General features: G+C 48.4%; 13 protein-coding genes. 5 read left to right on the top strand and 8 right to left on the bottom strand.

What is annotated here, in order from left to right; genetic code table 11:
- Positions 1–185: 185 nt before the first annotated feature.
- The 3 genes from A1sIIA65_RS00870 to A1sIIA65_RS00860 all read left to right on the top strand — a co-directional run bounded on the left by A1sIIA65_RS00870 (position 186) and on the right by A1sIIA65_RS00860 (position 2,360).
- Entirely contained in the window at positions 186–767 is a 582-nt protein-coding gene (locus A1sIIA65_RS00870) for a M48 metallopeptidase family protein (RefSeq protein WP_095675731.1), read from the top strand.
- Positions 768–880: 113 nt separating this feature from the next.
- The gene (locus A1sIIA65_RS06990) at positions 881–1,051 is read left to right on the top strand and encodes a DUF5679 domain-containing protein (RefSeq protein WP_095676810.1); all 171 of its coding nucleotides are present in this window, start codon (positions 881–883) and stop codon (positions 1,049–1,051) included.
- Positions 1,052–1,250: 199 nt separating this feature from the next.
- On the top strand, positions 1,251–2,360 hold the full coding sequence (locus tag A1sIIA65_RS00860) for a hypothetical protein (protein ID WP_095675730.1): 1,110 nt from the start codon (positions 1,251–1,253) through the stop codon (positions 2,358–2,360).
- A gap of 6 nt (positions 2,361–2,366) precedes the next feature.
- Here the strand turns inward: A1sIIA65_RS00860 and A1sIIA65_RS00855 are convergent, their stop codons facing one another.
- The 4 genes from A1sIIA65_RS00855 to nudC form a co-directional block, all read right to left on the bottom strand.
- Entirely contained in the window at positions 2,367–2,729 is a 363-nt protein-coding gene (locus A1sIIA65_RS00855) for a WhiB family transcriptional regulator (RefSeq protein ID WP_095675729.1), read from the bottom strand.
- Between the two features lie 141 nt (positions 2,730–2,870).
- The gene (locus A1sIIA65_RS00850; protein ID WP_095675728.1) at positions 2,871–3,056 is read right to left on the bottom strand and encodes a hypothetical protein; all 186 of its coding nucleotides are present in this window, start codon (positions 3,054–3,056) and stop codon (positions 2,871–2,873) included.
- A 90-nt stretch (positions 3,057–3,146) separates the two neighbouring features.
- Positions 3,147–4,796 (bottom strand): ATP-dependent helicase, encoded by a 1,650-nt coding sequence (locus tag A1sIIA65_RS00845; RefSeq protein WP_095675727.1) that lies wholly within the window; start codon positions 4,794–4,796, stop codon positions 3,147–3,149.
- Positions 4,787–5,716 carry an NAD(+) diphosphatase gene (gene nudC, locus A1sIIA65_RS00840; RefSeq protein ID WP_095675726.1) on the bottom strand — a complete coding sequence of 310 codons (930 nt, stop codon included), beginning with the start codon at positions 5,714–5,716 and terminating at the stop codon, positions 4,787–4,789. Before nudC ends, A1sIIA65_RS00845 begins: the two co-directional genes overlap by 10 nt.
- A gap of 25 nt (positions 5,717–5,741) precedes the next feature.
- Here nudC and A1sIIA65_RS00835 point away from each other — a divergent pair, with 25 nt between their 5' ends.
- Together A1sIIA65_RS00835 and katG are read left to right on the top strand one after the other, a co-directional pair.
- Positions 5,742–6,566, top strand: a complete 825-nt coding sequence (locus A1sIIA65_RS00835; protein ID WP_125932720.1) for an endonuclease/exonuclease/phosphatase family protein — start codon at positions 5,742–5,744, stop codon at positions 6,564–6,566.
- A gap of 31 nt (positions 6,567–6,597) precedes the next feature.
- A complete protein-coding gene (gene katG / locus A1sIIA65_RS00830) occupies positions 6,598–8,796 on the top strand; it encodes a catalase/peroxidase HPI (RefSeq protein ID WP_095675724.1) in 2,199 nt (732 codons plus the stop codon).
- Here katG and A1sIIA65_RS00825 read toward each other — a convergent pair whose 3' ends face one another.
- From A1sIIA65_RS00825 to ychF, 4 genes are read right to left on the bottom strand one after another with little or no spacing between them, the layout of a single operon-like run.
- Complete coding sequence (locus tag A1sIIA65_RS00825) at positions 8,797–12,009, bottom strand: ATP-dependent DNA helicase (RefSeq protein ID WP_223298534.1); 3,213 nt, start codon at positions 12,007–12,009, stop codon at positions 8,797–8,799.
- A complete protein-coding gene (locus A1sIIA65_RS00820; protein WP_223298533.1) occupies positions 12,006–15,074 on the bottom strand; it encodes an ATP-dependent helicase in 3,069 nt (1,022 codons plus the stop codon). Before A1sIIA65_RS00820 ends, A1sIIA65_RS00825 begins: the two co-directional genes overlap by 4 nt.
- Positions 15,075–15,105: 31 nt before the next feature.
- The gene (gene typA / locus A1sIIA65_RS00815; protein WP_095675723.1) at positions 15,106–17,034 is read right to left on the bottom strand and encodes a translational GTPase TypA; all 1,929 of its coding nucleotides are present in this window, start codon (positions 17,032–17,034) and stop codon (positions 15,106–15,108) included.
- Complete coding sequence (gene ychF / locus A1sIIA65_RS00810; RefSeq protein WP_095675722.1) at positions 17,027–18,100, bottom strand: redox-regulated ATPase YchF; 1,074 nt, start codon at positions 18,098–18,100, stop codon at positions 17,027–17,029. The genes typA and ychF overlap by 8 nt, the downstream gene beginning before the upstream one ends.
- Positions 18,101–18,117 lie beyond the last annotated feature (17 nt).

The following is an 18,117-nucleotide window of genomic DNA, read 5'->3' as shown; positions in this document are numbered from 1 at the left end:
GGCGCACATTTCGATATCAGCCTTCCCCTTGCTGATATCAAACGGTTATCCGAGGACTTCGTATGCGAAAAGTACGACGAATAGTGAGCAGAATCAAACGAAAAAGGCTAAGACACAAGAAAAATTTTCAGTCAAAATTTATCGATACCTCGATAAATAATTGTCTTATCTAATACATTTCCTCAATGACTACTGGAGACTTTCAGCCAGAATTTGAAGAGGTCACTCTCCCTGGGGTCGATGAGGGTGAAATCCTTGTCATTCGCTCGACTCGACGTAAAAAGAGCATCTCTGCCTATCGCCAAGGTGGTCGCATCGTCATCTCTATCCCTGCACGACTCAGTAAAGCTGACGAGAGAGCCATCGTTCCCGAGATGATCGCCAAGATTCGCAGCCAAGAGGAGTCCAAGACCCCGGGAGAGGCTGACCTGATCGCACGTATCGATCAATTGCTGACCGAACTTGCCCCAGAAATCACTGAACGACCTGTTTCAGTGACATGGAGGGCGATGAGAGAGCGTTGGGGCTCCTGCACCAGCGTTGATCGCTCAATCCGCATCTCAGATCGCCTCAAGCTTGCCCCTGACTATGCACTCGATTACGTCCTCTTTCATGAAGCAATCCACCTTCAATACTTCGACCATGGAGCTGAATTCACGGAAGCGCTGGCCAGATTCGAGGATTCAGAGCTGGCAAGTGCCTATCTCGATGGATATGAGGCCGCTGAGAGGTCTCTCCTTGCCCCTGCGGAGCTGGAGAAGATCTAGTCCAAATCCCCACGCACAATCACCGCGTGGAGAGCGTGTTTTGAGCGTGAGCGGGAGTATCGTTCCAGCCAGTACACATGAGCGCCAAGCACATGGGTCGAACGGAGGCAAAAATGGCAGAGGTAGAGACATACAAGGGTGACGCTTACTGCGTTAAGTGCAAAGCCAAGCGTGATTTCGAGGGAACTGTAAAGATCTCAGACTCTGGTCGTCGCATGGCACAGGGCATCTGCCCAGTGTGTGGCACCAAGGTAAATCGCATTCTTGGCAAGAAGCCAGAATAAGTTTTACGTCACTCATACGTAGCAATAGCCCTCGCCCTTTACGGGTGGGGGTTATTTCTTTTCTCCACTCTTCTTAACTAGCTCACCCTCACTACCCGTTGAGAGACCAACTGCAGCGCGTTGAGAAATAAGGGCTTACTGCACAGATTCGAATCCGCGCTCGCTTGCCATAACAAGAGCGCACCCACAATGCGCAGCTATGAGAACGTTAAAGCGCGGAATATCACTTTTTACCACAACAACACCCGGGGAGTATTTTCTCGGCACAGCATCGCGAGCAATTCGCATCTACACCTGCGAACAGAAAGTCATCGCTGAACATCTTGCTCGTGGAGTGGATGAGAACGATATTTCTCAGATCACAGGAGTCTCCCCCATCGCAGTTCATAACCTGATGACAGAACTTGCACATGAGTCACTGATTGACACTTCCCAAGGCTCCATCACAGTCAGCGATCGATTTATTTCAAAGCTCGATAGCCGAGCAACAAAAAATAGTAAGCCCAATAGAGATGGTGCATACATCCAACTTCACAATCGCCTTGCACCTGAACTTGAACAGAGCACGTGGATTGATGGCGTAACAGATGGAGGAGTTTCGCTCTTAAGTGCCAGACAGAATTACCTGATTGAAATCTCTGGCAGCAATCGAGTTGCCACACTGCTCTATACGCTCTTACTCACCAGTGGCTTTACTCAGGTCCGCTATGCAGCAAGAAGCAGGAATTCTGTTATCGCAGACCTAGATCTAGGAGTCGATGGCATAACATCAAGTGATTTTGGATTCTCCTTCACCAAAAATCGTGAAGATCTTCGTCGTGATTACTCACTCTTTCCTCTTGATAAGAGCGCCAATTACTTAGATGAGGCATCATCTCCAGATCTTGCAATTGCATGTGGTGATATCGATCCTGAAAAGTTATCTCTCTGGATGAGTTATGGACAAGCATTTATGCATATCCCACATCCACGCGCAGCTCGCGCGGAGATAGGGCCGATTGTTATTCCGGGAAAGACGCCATGCTTGCGGTGTGCACAATTAGCAGAATGTGATCAAAGTGGAGTTATCTCAAGTCGCACATTGGCAGCGCCTGAGAAAGTGGAATACCCACAAATTGCAGCTCACGCAGTTGCTGCGTTGGCAGCCTCTCAGATAACTACTTATTGCGATGCCATCACACTTTCAGAAGGAGAAGCTCTCAAAGCGCCCGAGATCTTTGGAAAAATCACTGTCATTGACTATCAAAGGCTTGGGCAACCACAGGTGGTGGCGATTACTCGCCACCCACTCTGTGGATGTGCTTTCTAACTCTTCTTACATCTGGCTTTCAATAAGTCGCGCAGCTGCAATCACCTGACGTGGTGGTCGTCCAGCACGACGCTTGCGTTCGATGATGACGCCATCTTCGATTAACTGCCCGCCCCATACGCCGCATGGCTCTTGGCGAGATAGAGCGCCATCAAGACACTTGTTGCGCACAGGACATGTTCCGCAGAGCGCCTTAGCCTCGAGAACTCCCTGGTCTGTTTCAGAGTAGAAGAGCTCAGGGTCTGCTAGATGGCATGGCAGGGTGAAAGCCTTGGCGTTGTCATATGTGAAAGTCACATCCTTCAAGCCAATCTTTTCGCCGTTATCTGCCCAGCCTGGTACCTGTAGTTCGCTGAAGAGAACTGTCATAGCTCTCACCTCTTCTCTCTGTTTCTAGACCTTTCGATCTATCTCGTTTCTTTCTTTTTTGTCTTGTTAGTTTTTTTAGGAAAATAAAAAAGGACCTACAAATCCTTGGTGGATTTGAGGCCCTTGTGGGTCTGTTCGAAGTTACTCGACTAGAGCTCCTGTGGCCTCAACCACTGCATAAAAGTTGGCGTAAAACGCTGACTTCGTTGCTGTGGGCCAAGCTGCGCGCTTATGAGTGCGCTTAGCTGTGGCTGTTGAGGTTGTATGAGCAGCAGAAGGAACAGCAGCGCGTGCGCCTGCTGTTGTTGAAGTGAATACTGAATTCATCTCAACGCCTCCTGTTATCAATCATCGATTATTCGATGAAGTGTCAAGGGTACGCGAGCCCTATCAACTCTGGCAAGTTAATTAAATTCCCTACGAACTGGCGAGTAACCCGGATTCACGCAGGAATGGGCTGGGGCTCTTGCGGTAGGAGATATGTAAATCAGCCTTGGCACGCGTAATTCCCACATAAAACAGGCGTCGTTCCTCATCAATGGATGCATCAGAGACTGGCAACTGCCCCTCAGATGCGCCGATCAAAAAGACCCGCTCCCATTCAAGACCTTTGGCCGCATGCAGCGTTGCAAGGGTGATGACAGGCATCGTTGGTGGATTATTTTGCTGCACGCGATCTTCGACCTCACGCAAGTATCCGCGCAGAGTTTTCGGTGTGAAATTCTCATCGCTATCGAGTTCTCGAGCTAAATGTAGAAGTGCTGCAATTCCATCGATTGCCTCACCCGTTAAATATGGTTGTGCAAGCGTGCGCAGTTCATCAATCCAGCCTTGGCCTTCAGCAGGAATAACAGATGCTTTACGAACTTCACTTAAGAAATCACGAACCTCTCTGCGATCAAAGAATCTCTCGGTACTGCGCACCTGATAGGGCAAATTCACTTTCTGCATAGCGCGTTCAACGCTCTTAAGCTGTGAATTAGTGCGAGCAAGAATTGCAACCTCGTGTGGTGGTGTTCCACTACTTAAAAGCTCAGTGATCTCAGAGAGCACACCATTTACTTCAGCAGCCTCGTCAGAGTAGCCAACGACGCTTGGTTGAGTGCCATGTTCATTTTGAGCAACAAGTTCTTGTCCCATCGCACCATGGCGCAGGAGGGCATTTGCTGCAAAGGTAATTTCTGGAGTGGATCGATATCCAGTGCTCAGGCGAATTACTTCAGCATCAGGAAAACGTTGCGTGAAGGTATTAAGAAATACCGGAGTAGCTCCAGCGAATGAGTAGATAGTTTGTGCAGGATCTCCCACAACACAAATGTCATTGCGCTTTCCAAGCCAGGCATTAATCAGTCTTTGCTGCACAGGCGAGACATCCTGGTACTCATCGATAGTGAAGTATCGATACTGATCTTGTACTCTCTCGCGCACTTCACGCTCTTCCTCCAACATCGCAGTGCAGAGAAGTAGTACATCTTCAAAATCGATTGCCAGCTCTTGTTTTTTTACAGATTCATATGCGGTGTAAATCTGCACCATCTGCTCAGGTAATACACGTGGTTTCTGCATGCGCTTTGAGATTTCATCCACATAATCACTGGGAGCAACTTGAGAAACCTTTGCCCATTCAATCTCTGATGCAATATCGCGCATGAGTTCGCGATTTGTTGCTCGCACAGAATCACCTAAGCCCGCGCGATTAATCGCCTCTGTAAGAAAACCTGTCTTGGTTGTGATCAGATCTGGTGTGCGACCACCGAATACTGAAGGCCAGAAGTAGAGAAGTTGCTTCAGTGCTGCTGAGTGAATTGTGCGTGCTGCAACGGTGGGAACACCTAATGAGCGAAGTCGTGCACGCATCTCACCTGCAGCTTTTGCTGTGAAAGTCAGCGCCAATACTTTCTGCGGATCCATCGTGCCAATTGCTGCTGCATAGGCAATGCGATGGGTAATAGCACGAGTTTTTCCAGTGCCTGCTCCTGCAATAACGCAGACAGGACCACGAGATGCCAGTGCTACAGCGCGCTGGTCAGGGTCTAGCGCTGCAAGAATTTCATCTTCTATCGCCACGTTTCGCCGCCAAGTGCTACTTCACCGAGCCAGCCTTCAATCATCTTGCGAGCAACTGAAATTGTTGGTGGAAGTAGGAGTGAACCATCCTTGGCTGCAGTTTTAAGTTCTTCTCGACTAAACCATTTCACATCAGTGATTTCTTCGCCATCGCCCTTTGCATCACCTGGATTATCTGTGACTGCTTCAAAGGCAATCATGATGCTTGCAGGAAATGGCCAAGGTTGAGAGCCCAAGTATTTGATTTCACTGACAGTGATATTGGATTCTTCAAAGACTTCGCGAGAAACACATTGTTCAAAGGTTTCACCGGGTTCAAGAAAACCTGCAAAAGTTGAGAAGCGTCCTTCAGGCCATACTGGTTGATGTCCAAGCAAGATGCGATCTGCGCGATCCTTAATCAAAACGATGACTGCTGAATCTGTGCGCGGGTGATGTTGGCTCTGATCTGCATCGCAAAAACGCGCAGCTCCCCCAAGATCGACCCGTGTTGCCCCACCACAGCGTGGGCATCGTGGATGCGCCCTATGCCAATTGCTCAGCGCTGTTGCATGCAGTGCCAGTTCAAATTCAAGGGGAGAAAGCTGAGCCCCAACTTCACGCAATGTTGTGAAGCCTTCGCTCTTTTTCTCATCAGATACTTCACCGATCCACTGCGTATCCCAGACGAAGTACGGGGTGCGATCTGCAAGATCGAGACCTAGGAAGTAGCGAGAGCCACTTTCAAATTTTCCAGAGTCAACCAGTGCTGCAATCTCTTTCGCCGATGCAAAGGTGAGCTTTTCATCAACAGATGCAATGCGGCCATCTGCAATATGAGCAATCTTGGCCTTCTGCCACAAAGTATCCAATGTGGATTGATTGGTGCGTAGTTCTCCGGCGCGATCTATATGGGAAGGGTGTTGATGTATCGCGCTCACAGGTGCAGGTTACTAGTCTGTGGGGGTGCGCATCACCTCGTGGAATCTCCTGCATGGAATGGCTATCCCCCCGCAAGGCAGCGCCGATCCAGAGGCGCTACAGCGCGCCATCCAATCTCTTGAATCTGATGTATTCGCCTTTCAAGAAGTTGATCACTTCTTACCGCGTTCTAAGTCGCGACCACAGATGCGCGATATTGCAGAGAGCATCGCAGCTCGAGATTGGGCAATGGGAGCCAGTGTTATTGGAACACCTGGTGAGAGTTGGCGCAAAAAGCACGAAGATGAACCGGAAATTATCTCCAATACTTCTTCACACTCGGAATTAATGCATGAGTGTTACGGCATTGGAATCGTTTCAAAGATTCCTGTCTTAAGTTGGAATCGACTTAATCTCGGTAACTCACCACTAGGGCTACCTCTCATTGTTCCCGGTGATGAAACTGGAAAAGGTAAACCGCGATTTATCTATGTCAAAGACGAGCCGCGTCTTGCACTAGCTGCAGTTCTAGAAAATGGATTTACCGTTGTTAATACACATCTCTCTTTTGTTCCAGGATTTAATCTTGCGCAATTGCGCCGCGTGAAGAAGTGGGCACTTGAGATTGCAGAATCAACTGGAACGCGTGCGATAGTCCTTGGTGATCTCAACCTGCCAAAGAATCTGCCCGTTGTGGCTTCCAAGTGGAAATCACTTGTTACCCAGAACACCTACCCCAGCTGGGGCGGCAAGATCCAGTTTGATTACATCCTCTCACCCGACCTCACCTTCGGTGAATATTCTGTGAGGAACTTCGCCCCCACAGGGGTGAGTGACCATCTGCCTATCGGTATTGAAATCTTCGGTTAGCAATTTTCCCTAAATTCATTAACCTTGGGGCATGACTACAGAATCAAAGACTTCAGCAGCCCAGTGTCCCTATACAGGTAGCAAGCTCAATAAAGAGGGCACCTACAACACTGATTGGTGGCCTAACCACTTAGACCTCACAGTCTTACGTAGCCACACAACAGCATCTGATCCAATGGATAAAGACTTTGATTACGCAGCAGAATTTAAGAAACTCAATATCAAATCTGTGCAGAAAGATATTGAAAAGCTGATGACAACATCACAAGAGTGGTGGCCTGCAGATTATGGACATTACGGTCCATTCTTCATCCGCATGGCATGGCACAGCGCAGGTACTTATCGCACATACGATGGTCGTGGCGGTGCTGGTGCAGGAATGCAACGCTTTGCACCTCTTAATAGCTGGCCCGATAACGTCAACCTTGATAAAGCACGCAGACTTTTATGGCCGATTAAGCAGAAGTATGGAAAGAGTTTGTCATGGGCAGATCTCATGATCCTTGCAGGTAACTGTGCACTTGATTCCATGGGGTTAAAAACTTTTGGATTTGGTGGCGGACGTGCAGATGTCTGGGAGCCAGACGAGACCTACTGGGGCAAAGAGCAAGAGTGGCTTACCAACGAGCGCTATAGCGGAGATCGTGAACTTGAAAATCCTCTTGCTGCAGTTCAAATGGGTTTGATCTATGTAAACCCTGAAGGTCCAGATGGAAATCCAGATGTCTTAGCTTCTGCAAGAGATATCCGCGAAACATTTGCTCGCATGGCGATGAATGATGAAGAAACAGTTGCACTCATTGCAGGTGGTCACACATTCGGCAAAGCACATGGAGCTGCAGATCCTGGAAAGTATGTTGGCGCAGAACCAGAAGGTGCACCAATAGAGGAGATGGGCCTTGGCTGGAAGAACAGCAATGGCAAGGGCAATGGCGCAGAAACTATCTCTAGCGGCCTTGAAGGTGCTTGGACTCCGACTCCAACAAAGTGGGATAACACCTACTTTAAGACTCTCTTTAAGTATGAGTGGAAGCAGACAAAGTCACCAGCAGGTGCAACGCAATGGATTCCAACAGATGAATCTGCAGCAAAGGCTGTTCCTGATGCACATCTCAAGGGCGTCACACATGCTCCCGTTATGTTCACAACAGATCTTGCAATGCGCATGGATCCTGCTTATGAAAAGGTTTCGCGTCACTTTGCACAAGATCTTGATGCATTTGCCGATGCCTTTGCACGTGCATGGTTCAAACTCACCCACCGCGATATGGGACCTATCGCACGTTACCTCGGTCCTTTAGTTCCTAAGGAGCAATTGATTTGGCAAGACCCACTTCCAGCAGCTCCAAAATCAACAATCTCAAAGGCAGATGCAGAATCACTGAAGAAGAAGATTCTCAAGAGTGATCTGACCATCTCTCAGCTTGTTACTACTGCATGGGCATCTGCTGCATCCTTCCGAGCAACAGATAAGCGCGGTGGAGCAAATGGAGCTCGTATTCGCCTTGAGCCACAACGCAGCTGGGCGGTCAATAATCCTAAGGAGCTTGCAAAGGTTCTAAAAGTTCTTGAGAAGATTCAGACAACATTTAATAAGCGAGCAAAGAAGAAGATCTCACTTGCAGATCTCATCGTTCTTGCTGGAACTGCTGCAATCGAAAAGGCTATTGATAATGCAGGCTTTAACATCAAAGTGCCCTTTACACCAGGTCGCACAGATGCAACGCAAGAGCAGACCGATGTTGCATCCTTTGCAGTTCTTGAACCAACTGCAGATGGATTCCGTAACTATCTAGGTGCCGGACAATCACTAAGCGCTGAAGAACTCCTCATTGATCGCGCAGCGCTTTTGGGGCTCACTGCTCCTGAAGTCATAGTCCTTCTTGGTGGAATGCGCGTACTTGGTGCAAATCACGATGGTTCAAAGACAGGTGTCTTAACTCATAAGAAAGAGACTCTCAGTACTGATTTCTTCATCAATATTCTAGATATCAAATACCAATGGGCTCCCAAGTCAGGTGATAGCAACCTCTTTGAAGCACATGATCGCAAGAGCGGAAAAGTTAAGTGGAGTGCAACCCGTGCTGACCTAGTCATTGGTTCAAACTCTGAATTACGCGCCCTTGCTGAGGTCTATGCAAGTAACGATGCTGAGAAGAAATTCATCAAGGACTTCGTTGCTGCGTGGACCAAGGTAATGAATCTTGATCGCTTTGATCTAAAGAAGTAACTACTTCACACTCAACAGATCGATGAGTTGACCTTCAGATAAGAGGTTTGCTCGTCGATCTGTTGTATTTGTGGGCACGTAATGAAATGCCGCAGTGACTTGGTCTACTGAAATTCCCTGCAACTTCGCCCAGGCTAAGCGATAGACAGCAAGCTGCACGGCAGAAGATTCACCCAAGACCTTAGAACCTGTCTTCCAATCCACCACTTCAAACCCAGCATCTGTCTTATAGACAGCATCGATACGACCTCTAACAAGAATTCCAGCAATAACAGTTTCAAAAGGAACTTCAACTGCATGTGGTTGCAAAGATGCCCAACTTGATGCAAGCCACTTAGCTTTGAGATCTTCAAGCTTCTGATCTTCCTCAAAGGGAGTGAGCAGATCGAAATCTTCATCGTCAAAGAGAGTCTTTGCATTGAAGTGATTTTCAATCCATAAGTGAAATGCCGTTCCACGATGTGAGTACTCATCCATAGCACGTGGCATCGGGCGGCGAATAGTGCGTGCAAGTTCAGCAGGGTTTTCATGCAGTGCGATAAGAGTTGATGTGGAAAGGCGTGGTGGCAGTGCAACGCTGTGAGCACCTGCCTTGTATTCATTGAATTCAGCGATGATGGCACGGGCATCATCTGCAAAATCACGAAGCCCATCATCGACGGTGCCTTCAAGATTTATAGGAGCTGCAGACTCAACAAGAGAGACTGTGCGATCAAAATCTGCACGGCGATTACCGAGAGGATCTCGTGGCCACTGCGCGGTGATTTCAATATCTTTTGCAGGATTTCGATCAGTGCTTGCAGGTGCAATGGGGGCTGAAATCACTGTTCCCACAGCACTTGCGACCTCTTGCACCTTTTCATAGAGAACAGAAGGTGCCACAGGTTTTGCACCATCTCGCCAGAAAGATGTCGAGCAGAAGAGATGTGTGCGGGCACGAGTGATGGCCACATAACCAAGGCGGATCTCCTCCCGCATCTTGAAATCAACACAGTGATCAGCAAATGCATCAATGGCCTTCTTCGCAGCTGCATTGGTAGTTGCTGCGTTCCAAGAAAAGCCAGGCAAAATATCCTTATCGCCTCGCAGTGAGAATGGAATATGTCGTTCATTGGTAATCCAGTTATCGGAATCTGATGAATTAGCCCCAGGGAAAGTTCCTTCAGCAAGTCCTGGGACAGCAACAACATCCCATTCAGCTCCCTTTGCCATATGGATGGTGAGAATCTGAACAACGCTTGCATCAACATCAGGTGTTCCAGCCTTAAGGCCACCCTCTTCTTCACTTGCAACATCGAGCCATTGCAAGAAGGCGGTCAGCGTTCCACCACTACGAGCAAACTTTGCAGCCTCATCCATAAAGCGGTCAAGATGGCGACGACCATGTGTTCCGCCATCGCGCAACATCACTTCAGTCTCTAAGTTCAAATATCGCTCGATATCAACTATGAGATCTGTAATGGGCGCAGATGCACGAGCGCGCAGACGACGCAGGTCAGATGCAAATGAAGTTAACCGTTCATATCCCACTGAGCTGAACTTTGACTTCTCACACTTCTCAATCTCATCGAGTGCATCAATGACACTTCCAATGAATTGATCATCTGCTTCAGCAGATTGTGGATTGCCGACAACAATGTTCTTCACGATGCTGCGACTATCGGCTGAAAGTGATTCAGAGCGTGAGCGAGCAAAGCGGCCCAAAGCTGCAATATCGCGCGGTCCAAGGTTGATACGTGGCCCTGTCAGGTGACGCATGAGTGAGGCACCTGCATCTGGGTTATTGATTACTTTAAGCATTGCAACAAGATCTGCAATCTCAGGAACATGCACAAGTCCACCTAAACCAAGGACTTCAGAAGGTATTCCAGCCTTTGCAAGAGCTTCCTGAATCAGAGCAATCTGTGCGCGCTTTCGGACCAATACGGCAAATGTTTTTGGAACTTTGCTGCCAACCTTTAGGCGCTCTGGATTACTCCACAAAGGCGTGAAGTATTCAGCGATAGCAGTTGCTTCACCTTCAAGGTTTTCAAATACACCGCAAGTGAGATTTCCTTTTCCAGCACCCTTACGTGGCTTAAGCGCTGCAACAGTGATGCCTTCATCTTTTCGAACATCTGCTGAAATTGCATTGGCAAGAGTAAGAATTGATTCATCGTTGCGATAGGTAGTAAGGAGTTCATAGACATTTTTACCTGTTGCACCATCTGATTTAGGAAAGTTTGCGTTAAATGCGCTGATGGTGCCAGATGATGCACCGCGCCATGTGTAGATAGATTGGCATGGATCGCCCACAGCTGTAACCGGGTGTCCCCCACCAAAGAGAGCAGATAACAAGCGCACCTGTGATTGCGATGTATCTTGATATTCATCGAGCAGAACAATTGGATATTTAGCGCGCTCTAACACTCCCACATCAGGGAAGTTGACTGCGATATCTGCAGCGAGTGCAATCTGATCATCGAATGAGAGTTCACCTGATTGACGTCGTGCCTCTAAGAAGGCTTGCATCATCGGCAGCATCGCAATGCGTTGGTTGAGAACCTTGGCAACCTTACGAGTCTCTTCATTGGTAGCACCTGTCATCTGTGCTACTTCATGCAATACCTTCTCATCAGCATCTCTGATTTGATCCACCGTCACTCGGTGCTCTAAGACCATCGATGTGAGTCCCAATAAATCCTTCACAACAGTGCTTGCAGCATCACTGGTTGCAAAGGTGCCGTCATCCCACTCACGCACCAACTTATTAGCAGACATCCACACAGCGGCTTCACCCAGTGGTTGAACATCAGCATCAATGCCGTAACGAATTGCATGTTCACTCAAGAGACGTCCTGCATAGGAGTGATAGGTAGTTACTGCGGTATCGAGTGAGCTAAAAGTGCGCGCTATTCCTTGCTTATCTTGAGCCTGCTGGAATTGGCGAAGTCGTTTGCGGATACGAGTATTGAGCTCACCTGCTGCCTTGCGTGTAAAGGTAAGACCAAGAATTTGATCAGGGCGTGCGATTTCATTTGCAACGAGATAGACAACGCGCGCTGCCATCGTCTCTGTCTTTCCAGATCCAGCACCAGCAATAACAACAGCAGGTTCAAGTGGATTATCGTGAATAGAAATAATCGGGCGCTGCTCATCCGATGGCAGATGGAAGGTGGGATCAATCGAGATGATCATCTCGGCGACTTGGTCAGGTGAGTATTTCTCTATCACTGATGCACCGCCTTACCTTCAAGATAGAGAGGACAAGAAGGCTTTACCTTGCACTGCTTACACATATCGTTCTTGCGCGCAGTAAATGTTGCACCACCCATACCCACTGCAATCTCTTCAAGAATTGCTGTAGTCGCCTCAACATCAACAAGCGCGCCCTGCTCACGAGTGCTATAGCTCTTATTCTTACTTGCCAGATAGACAAGCTGAGCACCGGTGACATCTGTGGACTTTAACTTCTCTTCAAATCCATCAAGGACAACACCTAGCTGATAGCAAGCAAGTTGCAAGTTAGTCTTTGCATCATCTCCCGAAATCTCTTTCTTTCCTGTCTTAAAGTCGATGATGTAATGCTTGCCATCACTATCTACTTCAATACGGTCAACATTTCCTCGGATAAGTGCGCGTCCCACAGTGATCTCAAAGCTCTTCTCAACACCTGCAACTGTGCGGTTATTGTCGGCTAGCGACTTGGTATGAAAGAGCGAGAAGCGCTCGAGCATCTTCTTAGCCCGTGCAAGGGCTGCATGGCTAATCCAGCCCTGGCTATCGTCAATCAACGGCCATGAATCAATAAGTTTGCTCTGCAACGCCTCATCAGTAATTCCTGGTTCATCTACTTTAAGACGTGCAAATTCGTGAATAACAGATCCCAGTAACTGCGCTGTGGAATCACCATCGGTGCCACCGCTTTTCTCCAAGAACCATTTAAGGCCGCATTCAGTGAAGTTCTCAGCACCCGATGGTGAAACAGGAACAAGAGCACCCTCATCAACCACAGGTAGCTCACTCGTAATAGAGGCCGATCCCAGCCACTGTGATGGTTGAGCGAGATGAATTCCATTGGCACTCAAAGTCTTCAGCAGAGATGCTGCACCAGTATTGCCTGAAAGGTTTACTTCGCGTCGCAGCGTTGCAACAAGTGCGGATGCTGTCAGCGGCCTTGGCACTTCGACTTCAGCAGCTGCTGTTCCGAGTGATTCTGCAAGATCTTCAAAGAAGATGGATGGGGTTTCATCTTCGCGAGAGATTGCTGTCACAAGAAGTGATTGACGAGCACGAGTTGTTGCAACATGAAATAGTCGCGCTTCATCTTCTGCAAGTGATGATGCAGCAATCATGTCCAGGGTGACTTGTGCAAGTTCATCGCCATGGCGCACTCGCTCAACAAGTCGTTCAGCGCCAAGAAGTGAACTGCGCTGCTTCAAGTTTGGCCAAGCACCTTCTTGCACGCCAGCTACTGCAACATATTGCCACTGACGTCCCTTTGCAGAGTGCACAGTAAGGATTTCAACGACATCAGGGCGAACACCCTTTGCAGTAATAAGGTCAGAGACAATTGTTTCATTGGAAATTTCAGTCAAGAATAAGTCAGGTTTAGCACCAGGAAAACGTTCAATATGCCGTGCTGCTGTATCAAAGAGTTGGATCATCGCATCCAGATCGCGATCAGCCGATGCTCCGCGAGATCCACCCTTCAGAGCTGCTGCCCTCCACGCATCTGCAATCTTCTCGTTATCGCTATTGGTAGCGTTATTCCAGATTGCCCACAACAGATCATGAATCGTTGCACTCTTCTTTGCAATTGATTTCTTGGCAAGTGCGAGCAAGTTGTGAATTCGTATTAACTCAGCAGAATCTTCGATAGCGATATCTCCTGTGAGGATCGCATCCAGAATCAACTGGGTTCCAGATCTCTTATCGCTTGCTTCATCACGGGCAGCAAGGAGTGCAGCTCTTGTGCGACGCAGTGAGACCGAGGTTGCTCCCCCAAATTCAGATGTCAGTAACTTCTCCGCCGTATCAAGGTTCAGGGGCTGGGCACCTGTTGCAACGCGTGCAAGTAAAAGGAGTGGAGCAATTGCAGCGTTATGAGCAAGCGCTTCAACATCTCCTGCCGTTGGGATAGAGACCTGCGCAAAAGCACGTCTAATGGCCGATGCAGTCTGTCCATGAGATCTGACAATCACAGCCATCTGAGAATAAGGAACTCCTTGCATGAGATGTGCTCGCTTAAATAGGTATGCGATGTATTGCGCCTCTTCAGATTCTGAATGCAAGCACGCAGTCTGGGCAGTAGGTATGCCACGGAAATTCTCAGTTAACACAATCTCTTTAGCACCTGCTGCCACATAGGAGCCAATGACTGCAGCAACTCCTTCAGGATCTGCTCCTCGGAATCGCCCAACAGCACTTGCGCTATCTGCAACAATCACAAGGTCTGAGCCTGCAAGAAGTGAGAGCAGTGTGCGCTGAGCTGGATCACTCTCTTGGAATTCATCAACAATGATGGTGCTAAATCGCCCGCGAAGTTCAGTTAATAATTCAGGGTTGGCACGCAAGTAATTAATTGCAGAGTTAATGATTTCAGATGGATCAATGCGCACCTTGGCATCTCCTGCCAATACCTCTTGCAAAGTCATAGCCCCTAAATAGCGCTTCCAGAAATCTGCAGCGCCTGGCCAATACTTCTCACCCAGTTGGTGACCACGCTCTGCCAATGCATCCGGTGTGATGCCGCGTTCATTAGCGCGCATAATCAAATCTCGAAGCTCTCGAACAAATCCTTGTGTCTGCAAAGGCTCACCCAGTGATTCAGGAGTCTTCTTTAAGTCATCGTGCCACTGCTTATATCCATCTTCAATATCGCCATCAAGAAGTTGAGAGATAAAAGTTTCTTGTTCAGCGCCGGAGAGAAGAACAATCTCGCGATAGTTATCACCAGTACGCATCTTGAGAATCGAATATGCAAGTGAGTGAAATGTTCGAGCTAGTGGTTCAAAGGCTGTCGCTTGCGACCTTGTCACAATCACATCACGCATTTCAGATGCGCGTTCGCGGCCATAGGTAAGTAAAAGAATGGAGTCAGGAGATTGCCCTGCTGCAATGCGCGATAGCGCTGCTTCAATCAGAACAGTTGTCTTTCCTGTGCCCGTTGCACCTTTAAGAATCAGTGGTGAACCACGATGGGCAACGGCAGCCTTTTGATCAGCGCTGAGGGAAAGAGAGAACCCCTCAGCATCTGCTCGCACGAGGCGAAGAGGTGCTGAAGGGTTCTTACTCACAGTTCTAATTCAACCGTAAGCCACTGACAATTTAGCTCTGGTTGTTCTTCTTTGCGCGTGATGTTGCTCGGGCGCGCTCTGCGCCATCGAGAGTCACCTTGCGGATTCGAACAACAGCTGGAGTTACTTCTACGCACTCATCTTCGCGACAGAATTCGAGAGCGCCTTCCATGTTCAGCTTCTTAGGTGGAATCAACTTTTCAGAATCATCTGTGCCTGACGCGCGCATATTGGTGAGCTTCTTCTCACGAACACAGTTGACATCCATATCATCGGATCGTGAATTCTCACCAATAACCATGCCTTCATAGACTTCATCACCTGGTTCAACGAAGATTGAACCGCGCTCTTGAATACCGGCGAGTGCATAAGAAGTCACTGCGCCAATACGGTCTGAGACAAGAGAACCTGTTGCACGTGTGCGAAGTTCTCCATACCAAGGTTCATATGAATCAAAGACATGGTGAAGCAAACCTGTTCCGCGAGTTTCAGTTAAGAACTCAGTACGGAAACCAATAAGACCACGAGATGGAACCTTGTAGTCAAGACGAATCCAACCGGTTCCGTGGTTAACCATCTGCTCCATACGGCCCTTACGAAGTGCCATCAACTGAGTAAGAACACCTAAGTAATCTTCAGGTGCATCAATAGTTAGATGTTCCATCGGTTCATTAAGTTTTCCATCAATCATCTTGGTAACAACCTGTGGTTTACCCACTGTGAGTTCAAAGCTTTCGCGCTTCATGATTTCAACCAACACTGCTAGCTGAAGTTCGCCACGACCTTGAACTTCCCATGTGTCAGGACGTTCTGTGTTCAGAACACGAAGTGAGACGTTACCGACCAACTCTTTATCAAGACGATCCTTAACTTGGCGCGCAGTAAGCATCTTGCCGCTCTTGCCCGCTAGTGGTGATGTATTAATACCGATTGTCATCGAGATAGATGGCTCATCAACTGTAATCAGTGGAAGAGCATGTGAATTCTCAAGGTCTGCAAGGGTTTCACCTAAAGTGATGGTCTCAATGCCGGCAACAGCGATGATGTCGCCAGGGCCTGCCTCAAGTGCTGGAACACGTTCGAGTGCTTCAGTCATCAAAAGTTCTGAGACCTTCACACGCTCTGTTGTCCCATCTGTCTTAATCCATGAAACTGTCTGGCCCTTCTTGATTGTTCCTTCGTGAACGCGGCATAGTGCAAGGCGTCCAAGGAATGGTGAAGAGTCAAGGTTTGTCACGTGTGCTTGAAGTGGTGCACCTTCGTGATAAACAGGAGCTGGAATTGCAGAGAAGATAGTGTCGAAGAGAACATCGAGATTTTCTTCCTCTGGCATTCCACCATCTGCAGGACGAGTCAGCGATGCACGACCTGCCTTAGCGGAGGCGTAGACAACAGGAAATTCAATCTGCTCTTCATTTGCATCAAGGTCAAGGAAGAGTGCATATGCCTCATCCACAACTTCTGCAATACGTGAGTCAGAACGGTCAACCTTATTAATAAGGAGAATGACGGGAAGATTCTTCTGTAGCGCTTTACGTAATACAAAGCGTGTCTGTGGAAGTGGACCTTCTGATGCATCAACGAGAAGGATTACTCCATCGACCATCTCAAGACCACGTTCAACTTCACCACCGAAATCTGCGTGGCCTGGTGTGTCAATGATGTTGATGACAGTGTCACCGCGACGAACAGATGTGTTCTTCGCAAGAATCGTAATTCCCTTTTCGCGTTCTAGATCCATTGAATCCATCATGCGATCTTGACCTTCTTCTTGCTTCTTATAAGCAGCGAAGGCTCCGGATTGCCACAACATCGCATCAACGAGTGTTGTTTTACCGTGGTCAACGTGAGCGATGATCGCAACGTTGCGAAGGTTGTCACGGGTCTTCTTAGGAAGACCCTTCAGGTGTGCCTGATTAAGTCGGGCTCGGGCTGTGTTTAGGGCTGGGTTATTAGACATTGAATCTGAACTCCACTACGTCTCCGTCTTGCATGATGTATTCCTTGCCTTCCATACGGACCTTGCCCTTTGCTTTCGCATCAGCCATTGTGCCCGCTTCTACCAAGTCGGCAAAAGAAACGATTTCAGCTTTAATGAAACCTTTTTGGAAATCTGTGTGAATGACGCCGGCTGCCATAGGTGCAGTGTCGCCTTTATGAATAGTCCAAGCGCGTGCCTCCTTTGGACCTGCTGTTAAGTATGTTTGAAGACCAAGAGTGTCAAAGCCGACGCGAGCAAGAGTTGCAAGGCCTGGTTCAGTTAAACCAATCGCCTGCAAAAGCTCGAGTGCATCTTCATCTGAGAGTTCAGCAAGTTCTGCCTCTGTCTTTGCATCCAAGAAGATTGCTTCGGCTGGGGCAACCAGTGCTGATAACTTCTTTCGAAGTTCATCATCTGCAAGCTCTGCAGCATCAACGTTAAAGACATAGAGGAATGGCTTTGCGGTAAGTAAATGCAGTTCGTGGAGTAATTCGCGATCAATCTTTGATTGTGACAATGGCTTTCCAGATTGCAACCACTCATTTGCTTGCTTGACCGCCTCTAGAATTGGCGCCTTCTCTTTAGCAACGCGCGCCTCTTTCTCAAGACGCGGGATTGCCTTCTCAATTGTCTGTAGATCTGCGAGCGCAAGTTCCATATTGATTGTTTCCATGTCACTGGAAGGATCGATACGACCATCGACGTGAACAACATCGCCATCGGTGAAGACGCGGATGACCTGACAGATGGCATCGGTCTCACGGATATTGGCGAGGAACTTATTGCCAAGGCCAGCACCTTCTGATGCACCCTTCACAATTCCTGCGATATCAACGAAGGAGAGAGCTGCGGGAAGAAGCTTTTCAGAGCCGAAGATTGTGGCGAGCTTGGCTAAACGCTCATCCGGAACGCCCACGACGCCGACATTAGGCTCGATGGTGGCGAAGGGATAGTTGGCGGCCAAGACATTGTTCTTCGTGAGAGCATTAAAAAGGGTCGACTTTCCGACATTCGGAAGACCGACGATTCCAATAGAGAGGCTCATAAGTAGGACAGCCTACG

The sequence above is a fragment of the Candidatus Planktophila dulcis genome, assembly GCF_002288225.1.
GTDB classification, from domain to species: Bacteria; Actinomycetota; Actinomycetes; order Nanopelagicales; family Nanopelagicaceae; genus Planktophila; species Planktophila dulcis.
This window is presented reverse-complemented; position numbering and strand designations above follow the sequence as displayed.

What these genes read in the sequence shown, in the direction of transcription:
- A1sIIA65_RS00870 (WP_095675731.1), top strand. Translation starts at nt 186, where the DNA reads ATGACTACTGGAGACTTTCAGCCAGAATTTGAAGAGGTCACTCTCCCT.
- A1sIIA65_RS06990 (WP_095676810.1), top strand. Translation starts at nt 881, where the DNA reads ATGGCAGAGGTAGAGACATACAAGGGTGACGCTTACTGCGTTAAGTGC.
- A1sIIA65_RS00860 (WP_095675730.1), top strand. Translation starts at nt 1,251, where the DNA reads ATGAGAACGTTAAAGCGCGGAATATCACTTTTTACCACAACAACACCC.
- A1sIIA65_RS00855 (WP_095675729.1), bottom strand. Translation starts at nt 2,729, where the DNA reads ATGACAGTTCTCTTCAGCGAACTACAGGTACCAGGCTGGGCAGATAAC.
- A1sIIA65_RS00850 (WP_095675728.1), bottom strand. Translation starts at nt 3,056, where the DNA reads ATGAATTCAGTATTCACTTCAACAACAGCAGGCGCACGCGCTGCTGTT.
- katG (WP_095675724.1), top strand. Translation starts at nt 6,598, where the DNA reads ATGACTACAGAATCAAAGACTTCAGCAGCCCAGTGTCCCTATACAGGT.
- typA (WP_095675723.1), bottom strand. Translation starts at nt 17,034, where the DNA reads ATGTCTAATAACCCAGCCCTAAACACAGCCCGAGCCCGACTTAATCAG.
- ychF (WP_095675722.1), bottom strand. Translation starts at nt 18,100, where the DNA reads ATGAGCCTCTCTATTGGAATCGTCGGTCTTCCGAATGTCGGAAAGTCG.